16 protein-coding genes are annotated in these 19059 nt (G+C 61.4%); 3 read left to right on the top strand and 13 right to left on the bottom strand.

Annotation, left to right across the window (positions count from 1 at the left end; translation table 11 throughout):
* The first annotated feature begins 72 nt into the window (after positions 1-72).
* Positions 73-2424, top strand: a complete 2352-nt coding sequence (locus tag ACQZ5N_RS05265; RefSeq protein ID WP_448732307.1) for a response regulator transcription factor — start codon at positions 73-75, stop codon at positions 2422-2424.
* 3 nt (positions 2425-2427) lie between these two features.
* On the opposite strand, the gene ACQZ5N_RS05270 is transcribed toward ACQZ5N_RS05265, so the two are convergent.
* From ACQZ5N_RS05270 to ACQZ5N_RS05315, 10 genes are read right to left on the bottom strand one after another with little or no spacing between them, the layout of a single operon-like run.
* A complete protein-coding gene (locus tag ACQZ5N_RS05270; RefSeq protein ID WP_448732308.1) occupies positions 2428-3138 on the bottom strand; it encodes a ribonuclease activity regulator RraA in 711 nt (236 codons plus the stop codon).
* Between the two features lie 34 nt (positions 3139-3172).
* Positions 3173-3970 carry an NAD-dependent epimerase/dehydratase family protein gene (locus ACQZ5N_RS05275; RefSeq protein ID WP_448732309.1) on the bottom strand — a complete coding sequence of 266 codons (798 nt, stop codon included), beginning with the start codon at positions 3968-3970 and terminating at the stop codon, positions 3173-3175.
* A gap of 11 nt (positions 3971-3981) precedes the next feature.
* Positions 3982-5706, bottom strand: a complete 1725-nt coding sequence (araD, locus tag ACQZ5N_RS05280) for an L-arabinonate dehydratase (RefSeq protein ID WP_448732310.1) — start codon at positions 5704-5706, stop codon at positions 3982-3984.
* Between the two features lie 37 nt (positions 5707-5743).
* The gene (locus ACQZ5N_RS05285) at positions 5744-6823 is read right to left on the bottom strand and encodes an ABC transporter ATP-binding protein (protein ID WP_448732311.1); all 1080 of its coding nucleotides are present in this window, start codon (positions 6821-6823) and stop codon (positions 5744-5746) included.
* Positions 6824-6845: 22 nt separating this feature from the next.
* Entirely contained in the window at positions 6846-7889 is a 1044-nt protein-coding gene (locus ACQZ5N_RS05290; RefSeq protein WP_003524615.1) for a carbohydrate ABC transporter permease, read from the bottom strand.
* On the bottom strand, positions 7882-8850 hold the full coding sequence (locus tag ACQZ5N_RS05295; RefSeq protein ID WP_003524617.1) for a carbohydrate ABC transporter permease: 969 nt from the start codon (positions 8848-8850) through the stop codon (positions 7882-7884). Before ACQZ5N_RS05295 ends, ACQZ5N_RS05290 begins: the two co-directional genes overlap by 8 nt.
* 57 nt (positions 8851-8907) lie before the next feature.
* Positions 8908-10179, bottom strand: coding sequence for an ABC transporter substrate-binding protein (locus ACQZ5N_RS05300; RefSeq protein ID WP_448732312.1), 1272 nt, complete (start codon positions 10177-10179; stop codon positions 8908-8910).
* A 21-nt stretch (positions 10180-10200) separates the two neighbouring features.
* Positions 10201-11274 (bottom strand): Gfo/Idh/MocA family protein, encoded by a 1074-nt coding sequence (locus tag ACQZ5N_RS05305; RefSeq protein WP_448732313.1) that lies wholly within the window; start codon positions 11272-11274, stop codon positions 10201-10203.
* Positions 11271-12287 (bottom strand): Gfo/Idh/MocA family protein, encoded by a 1017-nt coding sequence (locus ACQZ5N_RS05310; protein ID WP_448732314.1) that lies wholly within the window; start codon positions 12285-12287, stop codon positions 11271-11273. The genes ACQZ5N_RS05305 and ACQZ5N_RS05310 overlap by 4 nt, the downstream gene beginning before the upstream one ends.
* A complete protein-coding gene (locus ACQZ5N_RS05315; protein WP_448732315.1) occupies positions 12280-13332 on the bottom strand; it encodes a Gfo/Idh/MocA family protein in 1053 nt (350 codons plus the stop codon). The genes ACQZ5N_RS05310 and ACQZ5N_RS05315 overlap by 8 nt, the downstream gene beginning before the upstream one ends.
* A gap of 102 nt (positions 13333-13434) precedes the next feature.
* On the opposite strand from ACQZ5N_RS05315, the gene ACQZ5N_RS05320 reads away from it, so the two are divergent.
* Positions 13435-14148 (top strand): GntR family transcriptional regulator, encoded by a 714-nt coding sequence (locus tag ACQZ5N_RS05320; RefSeq protein WP_035240481.1) that lies wholly within the window; start codon positions 13435-13437, stop codon positions 14146-14148.
* 33 nt (positions 14149-14181) lie between these two features.
* Positions 14182-15102, top strand: a complete 921-nt coding sequence (locus ACQZ5N_RS05325) for an SMP-30/gluconolactonase/LRE family protein (protein ID WP_448732316.1) — start codon at positions 14182-14184, stop codon at positions 15100-15102.
* Positions 15103-15126: 24 nt separating this feature from the next.
* On the opposite strand, the gene ACQZ5N_RS05330 is transcribed toward ACQZ5N_RS05325, so the two are convergent.
* From ACQZ5N_RS05330 to ACQZ5N_RS05340, 3 genes are read right to left on the bottom strand one after another with little or no spacing between them, the layout of a single operon-like run.
* A complete protein-coding gene (locus ACQZ5N_RS05330) occupies positions 15127-16440 on the bottom strand; it encodes an HlyD family type I secretion periplasmic adaptor subunit (protein ID WP_448732317.1) in 1314 nt (437 codons plus the stop codon).
* Complete coding sequence (locus tag ACQZ5N_RS05335; protein WP_448732318.1) at positions 16427-18274, bottom strand: type I secretion system permease/ATPase; 1848 nt, start codon at positions 18272-18274, stop codon at positions 16427-16429. The genes ACQZ5N_RS05330 and ACQZ5N_RS05335 overlap by 14 nt, the downstream gene beginning before the upstream one ends.
* 14 nt (positions 18275-18288) lie before the next feature.
* Positions 18289-19044, bottom strand: a complete 756-nt coding sequence (locus ACQZ5N_RS05340; protein WP_448732319.1) for a hypothetical protein — start codon at positions 19042-19044, stop codon at positions 18289-18291.
* Between the last annotated feature and the right edge of the window lie 15 nt (positions 19045-19059).

Genomic DNA, 19059 nt, shown 5'->3' on the forward strand with positions numbered 1-19059 from the left:
AATCTGGAAAAGGTATAGTTTTTTGAAAGATGAGTATAGGTTTTTAAGATTAAATCTTCTATGCCTTTGCGAATGACGCTCCTTCCCCGCACCCGCCTCTGCCGCCGCATCGCCAGCGAAACCGTCGGCGTTGTCTTTCTGCGGGCGCCTGCGGGTGCGGGAAAAAGCGTGCTGCTGGAAATGCTCGCAAAAGAGCTCGGAACCGAGGTGTGCCGCACGCACCAGCCGCGAAGCGACGAGACCGAAAGTGGCTGTCTCCTGTGGGACGTGCCGGTTTTCGCGCGAGCCGCGCGCATGCCCGCCGCGCTTCTGGAGACGGTGCGTCTGGTGGTCATCGCCTGCCGGCCGGATCAGCGGATCAGCGGGCTGGCCCGGCAAATCCTGCATCGCGGCTCGCTCACCATCGGGCCGAATGAACTGCTTCTTGGTGAGGACGAAGTGGAAGACCTGCCACCCGAGCAGAAACGTCTCGCACTCCACGACTATGCGGGTTGGCCGGCTTTCCTCTCGCTGGCGCGTTTTCCGGATGAAACGCTGTGTGCCGACTATCTGCGGGAAAACTACCTGCCGCATCTCTCTCCCGCGCAGACGGTTGAACTTTCGTTCTGGCTGGAAAACCCCTCTGCGGAACCTGAGGCGGACTGGACCGAACTGCTGCCGCCATTCCTGACCGGAAATCCCGAAAACCACCCCACCCTGATACGGCTTCTGGGCGTGGCTGCACGGGAACGTCTTGCTACCCTGCAGGCCGGCAGCGCCGTGGTGGAGGTCGCATCGGCTTTCGAAAAGGAAGGACGGGCGCTTGCGGCCATGGCGATGCTGCTCGACCGCGGTTATGAGACCCATGCCGCACAAATCCTGGAACGCGCCCATGGCCGCGAACTGATCTATCGAAGCAGCGTCGACAGGTTTCGCGAGATCATCATGCGGTTTTCGCAGGATATGATCGCAACGAATGAAACTGTGCTCTTCGCCGTTACCCGCGCGCTGCTGAAACAGGGTGAGTTGCAGCGCGTGCGCCATCTGCTCGGCAAAAGCCTCGGATCGGATTATCTCGATCCGCTGAAAGTGCTTGCCCGTGGCTCACGCTTTTCCTTCGCCGCCCGCACTTTCCGGCTGAACCTGATGATTGCCGAGGACCTGACGCCCAACGACGCGGTTATAACCCGCCTCGCCGAGTTCATGGCCGACTACCCCATGGACGACCACGGCAAATGGGCGGCCTATTACAATGCGTTGCTGGAATTCGAAATTCGCCGCCGCAATTTCCGCGAGGCCGAGGCCGCCGCCGCACGCGCTCTGATCTATCTGCGCAAGATGGGCGGGCAGCCCCTGCTGGAATTTTTCATCCATCTGCACCAGATCGTGCTGCGGCTGATGAGCGGCGATACGCTTCTGGCGCGCCACGCGGCGCAGGAGGCGCGTGCGCGGCTGGAACAGGTGCCGCATGACGCCGTGCAGGAATTCCGGATGCTGCGGCTGGCGGAAGCGTGTCTTGCCTATGAGGCGGGAAAACCGCGTGATCTCCTGCATTTCGTCGAACATGAATTCGATCATTTCGCTGCGGCCGAGATATGGCCGAGCCTGATGCAGTTCGCTCTGCATTATGCCTCGCAGGTGCTGATCGATCATTTTCCGATGACCGTGCGCCCCGGTTTTCTCGACGGTCTGTGGATCCATCTTTCGGAAGGGCTGCAATTCCATGCGATGATGGAGATCAGGACGGCCATCGCCTATCAGAACGCCAACCGCTGGGCGGACGCGGCCGCGACGCTTTCGGCGATCCGCATGCCCATGGGCCGCAACTGGGTGGAGAGCGCACATGAGGATCTTTCCCGCCTGACGCGGCGCGATGAAATCGCCTATGTCATGGCCTGGCTGCGCGATGCGGTGCATCTTTTCACGCCGCGCGCCTATCTCTCCCGCCAGATCGACGCGATGATCGCCAATCCCAAGGTCACCAACCGCGAAAAGGTCGCGCTGCGAATCTGGCAGAGCTACGCCGCGCATCAGCGCCGCGACAACGCCGCCGCCCGCGCCCATATCCTCACCGCCCTTGAATCGGCAACCCGCCTTGGCTGCAGCGGGGTCCTGTCGGAGGAGCGCATCTTCCTGTCACCGCTTCTGAACAATCGCCGCATCCGCAGCTTCATCGAAACCTCGTCCGATGTGCGCACCGCGCTGTCGATTTTCGCCGCCTCGGTCAACTCACCGCAGGCGCGCGCCCTGCATGGCGGGCTTTCGCAGCGGGAAGCGCAGATGCTGCAATTGCTCGCCAGCGGCATGTCCAACAAGAAGATCGCCCAGACGCTCAATATCTCGGAAGTGACGGTGAAGTTTCACCTCGGCAACCTTTTCCGCAAGCTGGATTGCAAACGCCGCGCGGAGGCGATCCGCGCGGCGAAAGCACTGGGCTGGCTGTAAGGTTCAGCGGTTGTTCTTCTTGCGCCATTCGGCAAAAGCCGTCTGGTGCTCTTCCTTGGTGCAGGGGTAAAGCCCGATGATCGTCTGGCCGGCCTTGACCTGTTCCACCACGAAATCCTCGTAAGCCGTCATTTCCACCGCCTCGGTCGCCACGTCGTCCGCAATACCCGCCGGGATGACGATAACGCAATCGGCGTCACCAACGATGATATCGCCCGGGAACACCGGCGCATCGCCGCAGCCAATCGGGCCGTTGATTTCGATTGCCTCGTGTTTGGTGAGGTTGGTGGGGCTGGAAGGGCGGCTGTGGTAGGCCGGAATATCCAGCTCGGCAATGGTAGCCGCATCCCGGAAACCGCCATCGGAAACGATGCCGGCACCGCCGCGAACCATCAGGCGGGTCACCAGAATATCGCCGGCCGAGGCGGCGGTCGCATCCTTGCGGCTGTCCATGACAAGCACATGGCCCGGCGGGCATGTTTCGATGGCGACGCGCTGCGGATGGGCGGGATTGCGGAATTCAACGAGCTGGTTGCGGTCTTCACGGGCCGGCATGTAGCGCAGGGTAAAGGCCGGGCCGACCATATTCTTGCCCTTGTAGCCTAGCGGGCGCACGCCCTGAATGACCTGGTTGCGCAGACCCCGCTTGTAAAGCGCCGTCGCCAGGGTAGCGACGGAAATCGTCAGCAGTTTTTCGCGCGTTTCATTGTTCATGTCTGTCTCCTCGCAATGGGCGTATGGGTGTGTTTCAAATCCTGTGAATGGGCTCGTCTGTGAAGACACCGCCCTGATATTTTGCGATTGCGGCCTCAGGATCGGGCCGAGGCACATCGCGTTCGATTTCCGCACGGTAGCGCGCGGCATTGTCGCGGCGCTGCCAGCCGAGAAAATCGACATGGGAATTATCCCACCAGCTGTCGTCATTGGCGGAAACGCCCCAAATGACCGGGCAGTCGAGTTTTTGCACGCGGAAGGTGGCCTCGATCAGCGAAACGAAGTCGCCGTAGCTGAGCCAGGTCGACAACATCCGCCAGTTCGAGGGCTTTTCTTCGCACGACCCTATACGGACGATGGCCGTCTCCTGGCCGAATTTGGAATGGTAGAGGCTTGCCATGGCCTCACCGAAAATCTTCGAGACACCGTAAAGGCCGTCCGGCAGGAAAGGTGTTTCCGGCTCGAGCTGCTGTCCCTGCGGATAATAACCGATCGTGTGGTTGCTGGAGGCGAAGAGAATGCGCGGCAGGCCGTTTTGCCTCGCCGCCTCGTAAAGATTGTAGACGCCGCGAAGATTGGCGGCCTCGATGGGATCAAAAGCCTTTTCCACCGAAATACCACCGAGATGGACGATGCCGTCACAGCCCTTCACCAGTTGATGAACCGCCGTCTCATCTTCGAGCCGGCAGTGAAAAAGCTCCTCATGGGGCGCTGCCTCCCCGAGATCGACGACATCGGAAAGGCGGATGGTCTCGGCGATATGGCCGAGCCGTCCGCGCAGCATGCTGCCCAGCTTGCCGCCGGCGCCGGTGATGAGCAATCGCTTCAACATGATAGCGCCTCTCAGAAAATATCGGGCTCGCCGGCGGTGCGGCCGAAATCCGTCTGCAGGAAGTCGAAATCGCAGCCTTGATCGGCCTGGGTGACGTGTTTGGAGAAGAGATAGCCATAACCGCGTTCATAACGTGGCGCGGGTGCCTGCCAGGCGGCGCGGCGGCTGGCGATTTCCTCTTCGCTGACCAGCATATCGAGACGACGCTGCGGCAGATCGAGGCGCACGATATCGCCGGTCTTCAGGAGCGCCAGCGGGCCGCCGACGAAGCTTTCCGGCGCGACATGCAGCACACAGGCGCCATAGGAGGTGCCGGACATGCGGGCATCGGAAATGCGCACCATGTCGCGGTGGCCCTTCTTGATCAGCGCCTTGGGGATGGGCAGCATGCCCCATTCCGGAAAACCGGGACCGCCGAGCGGACCGGCATTGCGCAGCACCAGCACATGATCCGGCGTGACATCGAGGTTCTCGTCGTCAATTGCCTTCTTCATCTCCGGATAGCTGTCGAAGACCAGCGCGGGGCCTTCATGGATATGGTATTTCGGATCGCAGGCGGCAGGCTTGATGACCGCGCCGTCCGGGCAAAGATTGCCGCGCAGCACCGCAAGTGAGCCTTCCGCATAAACGGGATTATCGAGCGAGCGGATAACGTCGTCATTATAGACCTTCGCGCCCTCGAGATTTTCGCCCATGCTGCGGCCGGTCACGGTCAGCGCCGAACAGTCGAGGCGGCTTTCCAGCTGCTTCATCAGCGCCCGCAGGCCGCCGGCGTAATAGAAGTCCTCCATCAGATAGTCTTTGCCGGAGGGGCGGACATTGGCAATGAGCGGCGTGACCCGGCCAAGTTCGTCCAGCTCATCGAGCGTCATCGGCACGCCGGCGCGGCGGGCCATGGCGATCAGATGCACGACGGCATTGGTGGAGCAACCGGTCGCCATGGCGACGATGGCGGCATTGCGAAAGGCGGTCGCGGTCAGGATACGGTCCGGCGTCAGCTCCTCGGTCACCATTTCCACGATACGCCGGCCGCAACCTGCCGACATGCGCTGGTGTTCGGCATCTACCGCCGGAATGGAGGAAGCTCCCGGCAGGGTGAGGCCAAGGGCGTCGGTGATGGCAGTCATGGTCGAGGCGGTGCCCATGGTCATGCACACACCGGCGGAGCGGGCGATGCCGCCCTGCACGCCGCGCCATTCCTCGTCCGTGACATTGCCGGCACGGCGCTCGTCCCAATATTTCCAGGCGTCAGAGCCGGAACCCAGCACCTTGCCGGCATAGTTGCCACGCAACATCGGGCCTGCCGGCAGATAGATCATCGGCACGCCGGCCGAGATCGCGCCCATGACGAGGCCGGGCGTCGTCTTGTCGCAACCGCCCATCAGCACCACGCCGTCGAGTGGATGCGAGCGGATCATTTCTTCCGTCTCCATCGCCAGCATGTTGCGGTAGAGCATCGATGTCGGCTTGGTGAAGCTCTCATCGACCGACAGCGACGGCATCTCGACAGGGAAGCCGCCGGCCTGCAGCACACCGCGTTTCACATCCTGCACGCGCTCGGGAAAATGCGAGTGACAGGTATTCAGCTCCGACCAGGTGTTCAGGATACCGATGACGGGTTTGCCGACAAAATCCTCCTCCGCATAACCGAGCTGCATCATGCGTGAGCGGTGGCCGAAGCTGCGCAGGTCGTCGGGAGCGAACCAGCGGTCGGAACGGAGTTTTTTATCGGTCATGTCAATGGTCCTGCGTTGCGGGTTGCGCCAAAGGCTGTCAGTCCTGCCGGAGCGTCAGCCCGCTCGTCGTATCGAAAAGATGGATATGTTCCAGCGGCGCCGACAGGCGGATAACTTCTCCCGCCGAGGTCGAGGTCTGGCCGGAAAGATGCAGCGTTACCGGAGTGCCATCACCGAGATTACCATAGAGATAGGATTCCCCGCCCAACTGTTCCGCGGTGCGCACCGACATGGTCAGCGCGCCGCCCTCACCCGGCTGCACATGGTTCGGGCGGACGCCGAGCGTCACCTTCTGGCCGGGCTTATAGGAAAAGCCGGTCTGCGGTAGCGGGATCAATTCGCCGGTGGCGATCTTCAGGAACGGCGTTGCATCCGAGGTCACTTCGCCGGCAAAGAAATTCATCTTCGGCGAACCGATGAAGCCTGCCACAAAGAGATTGGCCGGACGGTTATAAAGATCGAGCGGCACACCGAATTGCTCCAGCTTGCCGGCGCGCAGAACGGCGATCTTGTCGGCCATGGTCATGGCTTCCACCTGATCGTGCGTCACATAGATCATGGTGTTGCCGAGACGCCGGTGCAGGCTGGAAATCTCACCGCGCATGTCGACGCGCAGTTCCGCATCGAGGTTGGAAAGCGGCTCATCGAAAAGGAACACGCGCGGCTCACGCACCACCGCGCGGCCGATGGCGACGCGCTGGCGCTGACCGCCCGACAGGTCCTTCGGACGACGCTCGAGAAGCTGGTCGATCTGTAGCATCTTGGAAACCTGGGAGATCTTCTCGGCAATGTCCTTTTTGGAGGTGCCGATGTTCTCAAGCCCGAAGGACAGGTTTTCACGCACCGTCATATGCGGATAAAGGGCATAGGACTGGAACACCATGGCAAGGCCGCGATCTGCGGCCGGCACCGTGTTGACCACATCACCGCCGATGACGATATCGCCGCCGCTCAACTCCTCGAGACCGGAGATCATGCGCAGCAGGGTCGACTTGCCGCAGCCGGAAGGACCGACGAAAACACAGAATTCGCCGTGTTTGATATCGAGATCGACACCCTTGATCACATCGAGGGCACCATATGTCTTTTTGACCTGACGAAGCTCTATACTTGCCATTGTCGTGTTTCCTCCCTGAGGATTATTTGCCGCCCGTCGATGCAATGCCGGTGGCGATGTATTTTTGCAGGAACATGAAGACCAGCGCGATCGGGGCGAGTGTCAGCACCGTCATGGCCAGAAGATTGCTCCATTCCGTCGTCATCTCCCCCTGGAAGGAGTTGAGCGCCAGCTGCAGGGTGAAGTTGTCGTTGCGGGTCAGCACGATCAGCGGCCAGAGGAAGTCGTTCCAGCGCCACATGATCGCAAGGATCGCAAGAACGGCAAGCGCCGGAGCCGAAAGCGGCAGGATGATGCGCCAGTAGATTTTCCACTCGCTCGCCTTGTCCATGCGGGCGGCATCGAGGATTTCATCCGGGATCGTCAGCATATATTGCCGCAGCAGGAAGACGCCTGTGGGTGTCGCAGCGCCGGGAATGATGACGCCCCAGAGACTGTTGATCATGCCCAGCTGGCTGGTGATGAGAAACAGCGGCACCAGCACGACGGTCTGTGGGATCATCAGCGTGCCGACAACCAGCGCAAGCACCACGCCCCTGCCCTTGAACTGGTATTTCGAGAGCGCGAAGGCGGCCATGGAATTGACGATCAGCATAATGATGGTGGACGTCACCGTGATGAAGGTCGAGTTCCAGAAATAGAGCGGGAAATTGAAGCGCTGGAAAAGCTCGGTGTAGTTTTCAGTCGCCAGCGCCACCTTTTCAGCCGGTTTCAGTTCGTTGAACGGCATCTTCAGGACTTCGGTTGGCTTGGCCGGGTCAACCACCTGGGCCACGAGACCGATGCGGCGGACCATGCCGAACTTGCGGCCGTCCTTGTCGACATAGGCCGGCAGCGGCGCTGCCTGCCCATCCACCACCACGGTTTCCTGCGTATAGGGCAGAAGACGTGGCGGAAAGCGCTGGAGATCGGCTTCCGTCTTGAACGAAGAGAGCACGAGCCAGACGACGGGACCGAACATCATCAGCACCGCCACGCCGAGATAAGCGTAAGACAGCCAGTCGGTCCAGTGCAGCTTGCCGTTTCGGCCGCGCGTACGGGTCAGAAATGCGCCAATCCTAGCCATCGACCTTGCTCCTGTTTGCCCGGAATTGCAGGGCGGTCAGCACCACGAGCACCACGGCGAGCAGCAGTGAAGCGGCAGCCGCAAGGCCGAAATTGCGGGGCGTCCCGGCAAAGCCGGTCTGATAGATGAACTGAATGATGAAGGTGGTCGCCGAGCCCGGGCCGCCGCCCGTGAAGGCAAAGACTTCATCGAAGGTCTGCACGCCCTTGATGAGCGACAGGACGAGAACGACGAGCATGGTAGGCGCAAGCAGCGGCAGCGTGATGCGCCGGAAGATGCGCCAAGGGCTCGCCTTGTCGAGCTGCGCCGCCTCATAGACATCGCGCGGGATCGCCTGGAGCCCGGCCAGAAGAATGAGCGTGTAAAAGCCCATATGCGCCCAGACCGACAGGAAGACCGACCAGCCGAAGGCAAGATTGGCTTCGAGCAACCAGTCGACCGAACCGAGGCCCAGACCCTCCATCGCTGCGTTGAGAACGCCGAAACGCTGGAGAATCCACTTCCAGATCAAGGCCACAACCACGGGCGACAGCAGCACGGGGAAGAAGAAGACGGCACGGAAGAACCCGCGCGCCCGGATATCGCGATTGAGCACGATGGCCGTGATTAGCGAGAAGCCGACCATGAAACCCACCTGCAGTACGACGAAGAAAACCGTGTTCCAGACCGAGCGCCAGAACAGGTCGCGCTGACAGGAATTGGGGTCGAGGTAGTTCTGACAGGAAAGAAGGACCGAAAAGTTTTCACCGCCCACCGAAGGGCGTTCGGAAAGCAATATGTGTTCGCTGCCGGTCACGGAATAGGCCATGTTCAGCACGATCGGCAGAAAGGCGAAGACCGCAAACAGGATCAGGTTGGGTGTAAGAAACACCCAGGCGATCCGCCGGTGGCCTAAAACCTTCTGCAGGAAGGCAAAGGGCAGTTCGACGATGCCCATGACGGGCGCAAGAAATTTATACATGAGGGTCCTCCTTCGATCCGGCGCGGCGCGGCATGCGCCGCACCGGAAGGCGATGGATCACTTCGCCTGTTTCAACGCTTCCTCGAGGTCCGTCTTCGCGCGGGCCATCGCCTCATCGACGGTGCTTTCACCGACGATGGCCTGCGTGATGCGCTGGACGGAGATGTTGAACATGGCGCGATTGTTCTTGTAACCCTGATAGGTGTAGGCAATCGGGCTGAGGCCGGGGATCTGGTCCAGCCAGGCGTTCATGGCCTTCTGCGTCGCAGGCGTCGCACCCGTATAGGTCACGCCCTTGTCAGCCACGGCCTTGTGGGCCGGAACGTTGCGGGTGCGCACGGTGAAGTCGAGATAATTCTCGTCCTGAGCGAGGAAATTCAGGATGTCGGCAACGATCTTCGGGTTCTTGGTCTGCTTGAAGCCGACAACGCCGGTACCGCCCGGCATGCCGGTGCAGGCAGCGCCGCCGCAGGGCTGCGGCACGACTTCCCAGTCGAACGCATCGCCGACCTGGCTGTCGAAACGCGCGGTCTGCCAGCTGCCCGAGTAATAATAGACGAGCTGGCCGTTGATGAATTCCTGCGCGGCATCGCGATAGGTATTGCCGCCCTGGCCGGCCCAGACGTCGCGCGCCATGGTGCCGTCCTTGTTCCACTCCACGAATTTCTTCACGAAAGTCGTGAAGCCTTCATCGACGAGAATGGGCTTACCATCACCATCGAAAATCTTCGCGCCATAGGAAATGGCCGGACCGGCAATGCGGTGGCCGGAACGGTCGATGGCCATCGGGTAAGGCGTGCCGGTTGCCTTGGCGACGGCATTGGCAGCCTTCGCCCAGTCATCCAGCGTCGCATCCTTGCCGGGTACGGCGACATTGGCCTGATCGAACAGGGTGCGGTTGATGAAGGCGCCGGTGATGGTGAGCTGGGTATGCATGCCGTAGATGCCCTTGTCGTCAGGGCCGCTGCGATACCATTTCAGCACGTTGGAGAAATTGTCTTCCCAGTATTTCGCGTCCACATAGGGCGTGAGATCGAGATAATAGCGGTTCAGACCACCAAGGTCGGTCACGGTTGCGAAATCAGGGCCGCTGCCGCCGGCGAGCTGAACGGGCAGGCCTTCCAGCAGCGCCTTGTAGGGCACGACGTCAGTGACGATCTTCACGTCCGGATGCTGCTTTTCGTAACGCGCGAGAATATCTTTCAGAATTTCGCAGCCGTTACCGTCATAAGCGCAGGTGAAGCGCACTTCCTCAGCCGCCTGGGCGGCGCCTGCAAAGGACGCCGCGCCAATGGCGAGCGCCAATGCCATGCTGTATTTACCGATCATCTCTTTTCCTCCCTTAGATGATTATGCGTTGGCGGATGCGCGCGGAGCCCAGCCCTTGACCCATTCGCCTTCTGCGGCGTCGGACAGGCGGACCGGCTTTCCTTCTCGCACCGAGCGGTAGATGGCGGTGACGAGTTCGATGGACTGCAAGCCATCGTTCACAGTCACTTCCTTACCGCCGCGTCCTTCCATCGCGTCGGCAATGGCTTCGACAAAACCGGCAAAGCCGTTTTCGCCATCGGCGACCGTCGCCAGAACGGCGTCGATCTGGTCCTGCGTGGTCGGTGCACGGGCGATGAAACGCCATGCGTCTTCGGCCGGGCGATAAGGCAGCGTGCCGCTCTCGGCGGTGAAGCCTTCGAAGCAGAAGCGGAGTCGGGACGTATCTTCGGCGGCACCGAGCGTCACCGAGCTGGTCGCCAGCGCACCGCTTTTCATGCGGAAGCTGAGCGCCGCGCAGTCTTCGGTTTCGATCGTGTTGACGCGCGTATCGGCCATGGCGAACACTTCGTCGACCGGGCCGAGAACGTGGCAGAGAAGATCATGGGCATGAATGGCATGGCCGAGGATCGCGCCGCCGCATTCGCCCTTCCACGTACCGCGCCACGGAATGTCGTAATAGCTGGCGCCACGGTTCCAGTGAACTTCCGAACTCGCGACAAAGGCCTTGCCCGCAAGGCCGGCATCGATGAGCGCGCGAAGCTGCCGCATCGCATGTCCGAAACGGTACTGGAAGACGGGAAACACGCCACGGCCGGTCTTCTTGACGGAATCGATCAGCGCATTTGCCTCTTCAAGCGAGCGGACGAGCGGCTTTTCGCAGACCACATCCTTGCCCGCCGCATGCGCCTTCAGCGTCACGGGGAAATGCAGGTGCGGCGGCAGGCAGACGTCGATGAGCTGGATGCTCTCATCGGCCAGAATCTCATCGAGATCGGTCGTCAGGCGAATGGACGTATCCTCGCCCGCCACGGAGCGCGCGCGCTCCAGATCGAGGTCGCAGATAGCCTTGACGGAGAAGCGCTCCGGCAACGCCTGATAACCCTTCAGATGCAGGGCGCCGATGCCGGCACCAACGATTGCGACGCCGATCATGCCTTTGCTCCTTCGGCCTTGGCCTGCGCCTGCAGCGACAGGTCGCATACCTTGAACACATGCTCCTGCGTCATCGCCGTTTCGGTGCGGTTGCGGATGTCGTCGCACAGGCGGCCGAAATAGGGCAGGCCGGCACCGGAGGCGTCGATATATTCGCAGCGGTCGCCATTCACGAGAATGAGACGGTCGGTGCCTTCCTTGTTGCCGACATCGACATATTTACGCAGCTCGATGTAGCCCTCGGTGCCGAGGATCGTCAGGCGGCCATCTCCCCAAGTCGGCAGCGCATCGGGCGTGTACCAGTCGACGCGGATATAGCCGTGACCCTTGTCGCCGCGCAGCACCACTTCGCCGAAATCCTGCAGGCCCGGATCGCGCGGGTTGGCATAGTTGGCAACGGTGGCGGCTACGATCTCCACTTCGGTCGAGCCGGTGAAGAACATGAACTGGTCGATCTGGTGGCTGGCGATATCGGTGATGATGCCGCCGTAAGCTTCACGCTCGAAGAACCACTTCGGACGGATCTGGCGGTTCAGACGATGCGGGCCGAGGCCGACGGTCTGGATTACACGGCCAATCGCACCCTGCGCAACGAGTTCAGCGGCCTTGGTCACGCTCGGAACTTCAAAACGCTCGGAGAAATCGACGGTCCAGATGCGCTTGGTCTTCGCCACAGTCTGGCGAAGGCGATCGAGCTGTTCGAAGGTGGTGCAGCCCGGCTTGTCGGACATGACATCCTTGCCGGCTTCCATGGCGGCGATGGCGAGATCGGCGCGCTTGGAGGGAATATCGGCGATCAGCACGAGATCGATGCTGCCCTCGGCCAGCAGAGCTTCCTTGGAGGCCGCGCGCGGCACATCCGGGAAGCGCTTGACGAAGCCTTCCACCACGTCTGGCTCGCCTTCGGTCCACCAGCCGGCGAATTCCGCGCCGGCATCCAGCATGTTCTGGGCCATGCCGAAAATGTGCCGGTGCTCTATGCCGAGAGCGACGAACTTGATTGCTTTAGTCATCCTGCAGTTCCACTTCCTTGCCGGTGTCGGCCGAGTTGATGATCGCGTCGATCAATCTGTGAGACAAAAGAGCCGCTTCACCGGTGACGACCGGGGGGCGCCCTGAGGAGATGGCGTCTGCGAAATCTTCGAAAACGCCCTGATGCCATTCATGCGTAAAAGCCATGGGGTCGGCGCCGCCACCCGTGCCGGATGCCGCGCCGCCAAAGGTCTCCTGCCGGCCATCGCGCCAGTCGACATGCAGGAGGCCCGAGGCGAGCCGCAGGCTGGCATTGTCGAAATGCAGGACAATCGATTCCGGAGCACCGGGGAAACTTGCGGTGCTTGCCACCAGCGAGCCGACAGCGCCATTCTTGAAGCGCAGGCCGGCCGCGACGTAATCTTCGGTTTCCATGCGATGAAAACGCGTCGTCGCCGCCATGGCCTGAACGCGCGAGACCGGCCCGGCAAGGCTCAGCGCCAGATCGATGGTGTGGATTGCCTGGGAGATCAGAACACCGCCGCCGTCGCGTGCGAGTGTGCCGCGGCCGGGTTCATCATAATAGGATTGCGCGCGCCACCACGGCACGGAAATTTCGCAGAGACCGAGCGCTCCGAGCGTCCCGCCGTCCACAAGCTCACGGGCTTTTTGCGATGCAGCCCGCATGCGGTGCTGGAAGATGATGCCGAGCGTGACGCCGGCGTCACGACAGAGGGCGACAAGGCCGCCGGCCTCCTGCGTGTTACGGGCGACGGGCTTTTCCATCAGAATGTGTTTGCCCGCCTTTGCGAGCTGCCCGACGATATCGACGCGGGCATTCGGCGGCGTTGCGACGATGGCGAAATCGACATCCGCATCGCGTGCGGCTTCCTCGACCGAGGAATAAACGACGACCTCATATCCGGTATGTTTCGATGCTTCGGCGGCCAGCGCGCTGGCGCGGCCGGAGCCGCCATCGACTAAACCCTTCAGGCGAATTTTTTCCGGACTTGCCGCACAGGCGAGCACATGCGTCTTCGCCACCATTCCAGCGCCAACGATGACGCAGGTCTTGATATTTTGCATTTCGGGAGCCTCCTTCCCATGCGCAATCATTTGCATACCGGTATGCCGGTTGTCAACAGACTTGTGTTCCGGTATACCGGTTATGAAAACGCTGGAGGGTATATGCCGAAAATTCCCGTAACAGGTGGCACCGTGCCGACAATGGAGCGACTGGACCTTAATCGTCCGGTCGTGGACCAGATCTATTCCGCGCTGAAATCGGCCATCCTTTCCCGGGAGCTTTTTCCCGGCCAGGCGGTTTCGGAAAACGAAATCGGCCAATTGTTCAATTCCAGTCGAACGCCAGTGCGCGAAGCACTGAGCCGCCTGCGGGATGACGGCCTGATCGTCACCCTGCCCAGCCGCGGCACCTATGTCTCCAGATTATCGGAAAAGCACATTCGCAGCGCGCAGTTCATCCGCGAGGCGCTGGAGGTCGCTGCGGTTTGCAGGCTGTGCCAGATCGGCATAACGGCGGAGGCCGAGCAGGAGATCGAACACGCCCTCACCGGCCAGCGCGCAGCCATGCACCGCGGAGACAGAAAGGCTTTTCGCGTGCATGACGACCAGTTCCACAGCGCGCTTGCCGCCGCGACGGGGCTTGAGAGGCTGGAGACGCTGTTGATCCGCGAGAAGGCGGGGCTGGACCGCCTGCGCGCGCTCGCCATCACCGACGAGGCGCATATGGCGCGGCTGCTCTCCGAACATGAAGCGGTTTACGATGCGATCAAGGCCGGGGACGAAGCCCGTGCGACCGATGGTTTGCGCAAGCACCTGAGACGCGTCCTCGGCATTCTTTCGCAGGTTTTCGAGAACCATCAGGACTATTTCGAATAATTCCGTGCCATCATCTTCAACGGTTCGAGCATCATGAATACGGCAAATCCCGAAAAAGCGCTTGCCATGTCGCAGGCGAAACTTCTGTGCGACACGATGAGCACGCTTGCGGAATCCCCTGTCTGGGATGAGCGGCGACAGGTGCTTTTCTGGTGCGATATACTCGGCAGGACGGTGCGGTCCGCAGCGCTCGAGCCCGGACTTTATCGCGAATGGGCGTTTCCCCATACGGTCTCGAGTCTCGGTCTCTGTCGGAACGGCGATCTCATCGTCGCCTGCGGCATGGATATCGTCATCCTCAATCCGGAGAGCGGCGAAACACGCCTTCTCCACTCCCTCCCGTCACCGGACGGCATTCCCTGCCGGCTGAATGACGGACGGATCGGCCCCGACGGCGCCTTCTGGGTGGGAACCATGCATAATGTGCCACTCACGGACATGGAGCCCCATGGTGAACTTTGGCGGATCACCGAAAAAAGCGCCGAGCGCATGCAGACCGGCCTGACATGCCCGAACGGCCTCGCCTTTTCCCCGGACGGCTCCATCATGTGGCAGAGCGATTCCGTCCAGAAATGGATACGCCGGCGAAAATTCGACAGCAGGACCGGCACATTCGATGAGGGCGTGCTGGTGGCCCGGATGACGGAAGAGACGGGAAGACCCGATGGCGGCTGTCTCGACAGCAGCGGCACCTATTACAGCGCGGGCGTTTCCGCCGGCCTGTTGAACGTTTTCACACCTGATGGCAAGCATGCGGATGTGATTGCGACCCCTGTGCCGCACCCCACCATGCCGTGCTTCGGAGGACCTGATTTCAGCCTCCTTTTCCTGACGTCACACCGACACAACATGTCCGAAGACCGGCTGGCGAAAGCACCATTTTCGGGCGGCGTCTGGGCGATCCCGACAAAGACGAAGGGCTTTGCCGCCTTCCGTTTTGGCGAAGGTGGATAGAGCCCGGAAACCGGGCCCAGATTCCTACTCTTCCCGGAAAGCGCGGCTGATCTGGTCGGTCAGCGGCTTGGCGATATAGGACAGCGCCGTCCTTTCGCTTGTCTGAATGAACGCCTCGGCCGGCATGCCCGGCACCAGCGGCGCATTATTCAGCTTCTGCCGCTCGGAAACCGGCACGGAAATCCGCGCCAGATAATAGGAGAGGCCGCTGCGCTGATCGGTGGTGATATCCGCCGCGATGCGGCTGACATGGCCTTCCAGTTCCGGCGTGACGCGCTGGTTGAAGGCGGTCATGCGCAGCATGGCCTTTTGCCCCACCCGAAGCTGATCGATATCCTTCGGCACGATCTGCACCTCCAGCGCCAGCTCGTCTCCGTCAGGCACGATGAGCATGATCGGATCTGCAGGCGTCACCACGCCACCCACCGTATGCACGGCCATTTCATGCACCATGCCGGATTGCGGCGCGACGATATCGATGCGCTTAAGCTCGTCTTCGGCGGCAACCTTGCGCTCGACGAATTCGCCCATCTGCGCCTGTATCTCCCGCAGCTCCCGCCCGACCTCGGTGCGCAATTCCTGGTCGATCTGCAGGATTTGCAGCCTGGTCTCGGTGATGCGCCCTGCCGTCTGCGCCTGATAGGCGATTTTTTCGCCGCGCTCGCCGCCGAATGTCGCAGCCTGTGTCTGCAGGCTGTTCAGCCTCTGCACCGAAACGATACCCTGTTCGCGCAGGGATTTCTGCGAGGTGATTTCAGCCTCCAGCACGGCAAGGCCGTTATCATAGGCGACTTCCTGCGCCTTCAGCCCTTCGATCTCATGTTCGAACTGGGTGATGCGCTCGGAAAGCTGTGCTTTGCGCCCTTCGCGATAGGATTTGCGGAATTCGAACAGCTTGGTCTCGCTGCGCATGGCGGAGGCGACATCGGCATCGTCTTTTCGCGCCATCAGCGCCTGCGGAAAAATGAGTTCCGGCAGATCGTCGCGCTCGGCCTCCAGCCTTGCCATGCGCGCATTCAGCTCATCCAGACGCTTGGTCACGATGGCGAGATTGGCGCGGGTCTGGGTCGCATCAAGGCGCATGACCACGTCGCCGGCCTTTACCCTGTCGCCCTCATTCACCAGAATTTCACCGACGACACCACCGCTTGGGTGCTGCACCTTCTTGCTGTAGGAATCCACCACCAGATGGCCGGAGGCGACAACCGCGCCGGCAAGATTGGTCGTCGCAGCCCATCCGCCGACGCCGGCCAGCAGCGCCACACCCGCAGCAAGGCCGGCAACAAGATGTTTGCGGATGGAGCGGGACACATGGCTGCGCTGATCAATGTTTGACATCCGCATCTCCTTCCTGGCTGTTCTCTTCACGGACGTCTTCCAGCACCAACGCCTGAGGTTGGGTATTGGCGACGACGCGCAGCGGCGAGATCGTCTGGGCGGATGCGGTAAATCCCTTTACCGCCTGCGCTTGCGGAACGCGCAGTACCTTCGACAGAACCTCGTCACGCGGGCCGAAGGCCTTCATCCGCCCCTCTTCCATCATCAGAATGAAATCGACAGCACCGATGGCGCTCGGCCGGTGGGCGACGACGACGGCAATACCGCCCCGCGCCTTCACCGAGGCAATCGCCTTAACCACGGCGGATTCGCCTTCCGCATCGAGATTGGCGTTGGGTTCGTCCAGCACCACGATGAAGGGATCGCGGTATAGCGCGCGGGCAAGGCCGATGCGCTGGCGCTGCCCGGCGGAAAGCGCCGAACCCGCCTCGCCGATATCGCTGTCATAACCCTTTTCGAAACGCAGGATCAGTTCATGCGCACCCGCAGCCCTGGCCGCCGCGATGATGGCGTCAGGATCGGGATTATCCTCGAAACGGGAGATATTTTCACCGATCGTGCCATCGAACAGCTCCACGCCCTGCGGCAGATAGCCGATATGGCGACCCAGCGCCTCACGGTCCCACTGCTCGAAACTTGCACCGTCCAGCCGCACCTTGCCGGCCGCCGGCATCCACGCGCCGGTGAGAATGCGCGCGAGCGTGGATTTGCCCGAGCCGGAGGGGCCGATGACGCCGAGCGCGTTTCCGGCGGTCACGATGAAGCCAAGCCCGGTGACGGTCGGTTTTCTTTCCCCCGGCGGGACGATGGTGACGTTTTCGACCCGCAGTTCCTTTTCAGGCTTCGGCAGGGCCATGGCGGCGGCATTGGCCGGCATCTGTGCAAAAAGCTCCCTCAGCCGCGCCCAGCTCTGCCGGGCAGCCACGAAGGACTTCCAGTTGGAAATGGCGAGATCGACGGGCGCGAGCGCCCGGCCCATCATGATCGAACTGGCGATCATCACGCCGCCGGAGGCCTCCTGATTGAGGACCAGCCAAGCGCCGACCGCCAGAATGGCCGATTGCAGCACGACCCGCAAAGACTTCGCGATATTGCCGAGACCGCCGGCCACATCTCCGGCCTTGCGGTTGGCGGCAAGATAGGCCTCGTTGGAATTTTGCCAGCGTTTTCCGAGCCGGCCGCCAAGCCCCATGGCCTGCACGACTTCGGCATTGCGGCGCGAGGCCTCCAGTTGCCGGTTGCGGGCCATATTCTCGACCATGGTGTCGCGGATCGGCTTCTGCGAGAAGATGTTGGTGAGGATCGTCAGGGAGACAAGCAATATCGCGCCGGCAAGCGCCGTCACGCCGATCCAGAAATGAAACAGAAAACATATGCCGAGATAAAGCGGCATCCACGGCAGATCGAAAAAGGCCGTCGGCCCGGTGCCGGAGAGAAAACCGCGCACATTGTCGAGATCGCGCAGCGGCTGAAGACCGTCGCCCGGCATGCGGTTGACGAGCGGCAGGCGCACCACCGCATCATGCACCCTGCCGGAATAACGCATGTCGAAATCTTCACCGATGCGGATCAGAACGCGGGCGCGGATGATATCGAGCAGGCACTGGAAGCCGTAAAGGCCAAGCGCGAGAAGGGCGAGCCCGACCAGCGTCGGCAGGCTGCCGCTTGCCAGAACCCGGTCATAAACCTGCAGCATGAAGAGCGGCGACGTGAGCGCGAGTATATTGACCACGCCGCTGACGAGCGCAACGCCTAGAAACGTGCTTTTAAGGGGCGAAACAACCGCCGCAGTGAGGGACTGCGGCGGTGTCTGCTGGTGGTTTTGAAAGCCCACAGCCTGATTTTCCTTTACGCGGCAAGCGCCGATGCGCTGGCGAAAATGAAGTCCGATGCGTCGAGCACATTTGCATCGACGCCATTCAGTGTGACGGAGACGGACGTGTCTGTGGCAGAAAGGATAACGGCATTTCCGTTATCATTATACCACAACAAATCGTCCACCGAAGTTGCGCCCCAGGCGGAGACATCGAGCGTATCCGTGCCGTCCTGATAGCCGTAGGTTCCGGTCGGGCCGGCCTGTACGACATCGTTGCCGCCAGAGAATACGAAGGTGTCTGCGCCGGCAAAACCGGTCAGGGTATTGGAGGCCGTCGTATCCTCGATCACCGTGCCGGTGGCGGCAAAGTAATCATAGAAGCCGGCCAACGAACCGAAGCGGGCAAGCTGGTAGACGGCAAGATCGAGAAGATCGCGAGCACCGGCGAGCGAATAGGCGCTGTCGGGATCGATCAGCAGTTCCTGCTGGCTGACGGCGATGCCGCTGGTGGACTGGCTGTAGCCGGTGCCCAGAACGATGCTGTCGACCGAACCCGTCAGGTTGCCCTGGGAGTACTGCAGAGCGCCGCTCATGACGATGCCCTTGCCGCCGGTGCTGCCATCGCCCCACGCCTCATAGGTCGTGTTCGGATCGATGGTGGTGGTGGCGAGAGAGCTGGTCTGAGCGTCGTAGAACGCACCATAGGTCGAACCGAAACCGCTCGTCCAACCGTTGAGGTAGCCGATCAGATCGGAGGAAGACTGCGTCAGTTGAATTGTGGTAGCCATAGGTGTACTCCTTTA

The organism is Agrobacterium sp. 22-221-1, from assembly GCF_053522445.1.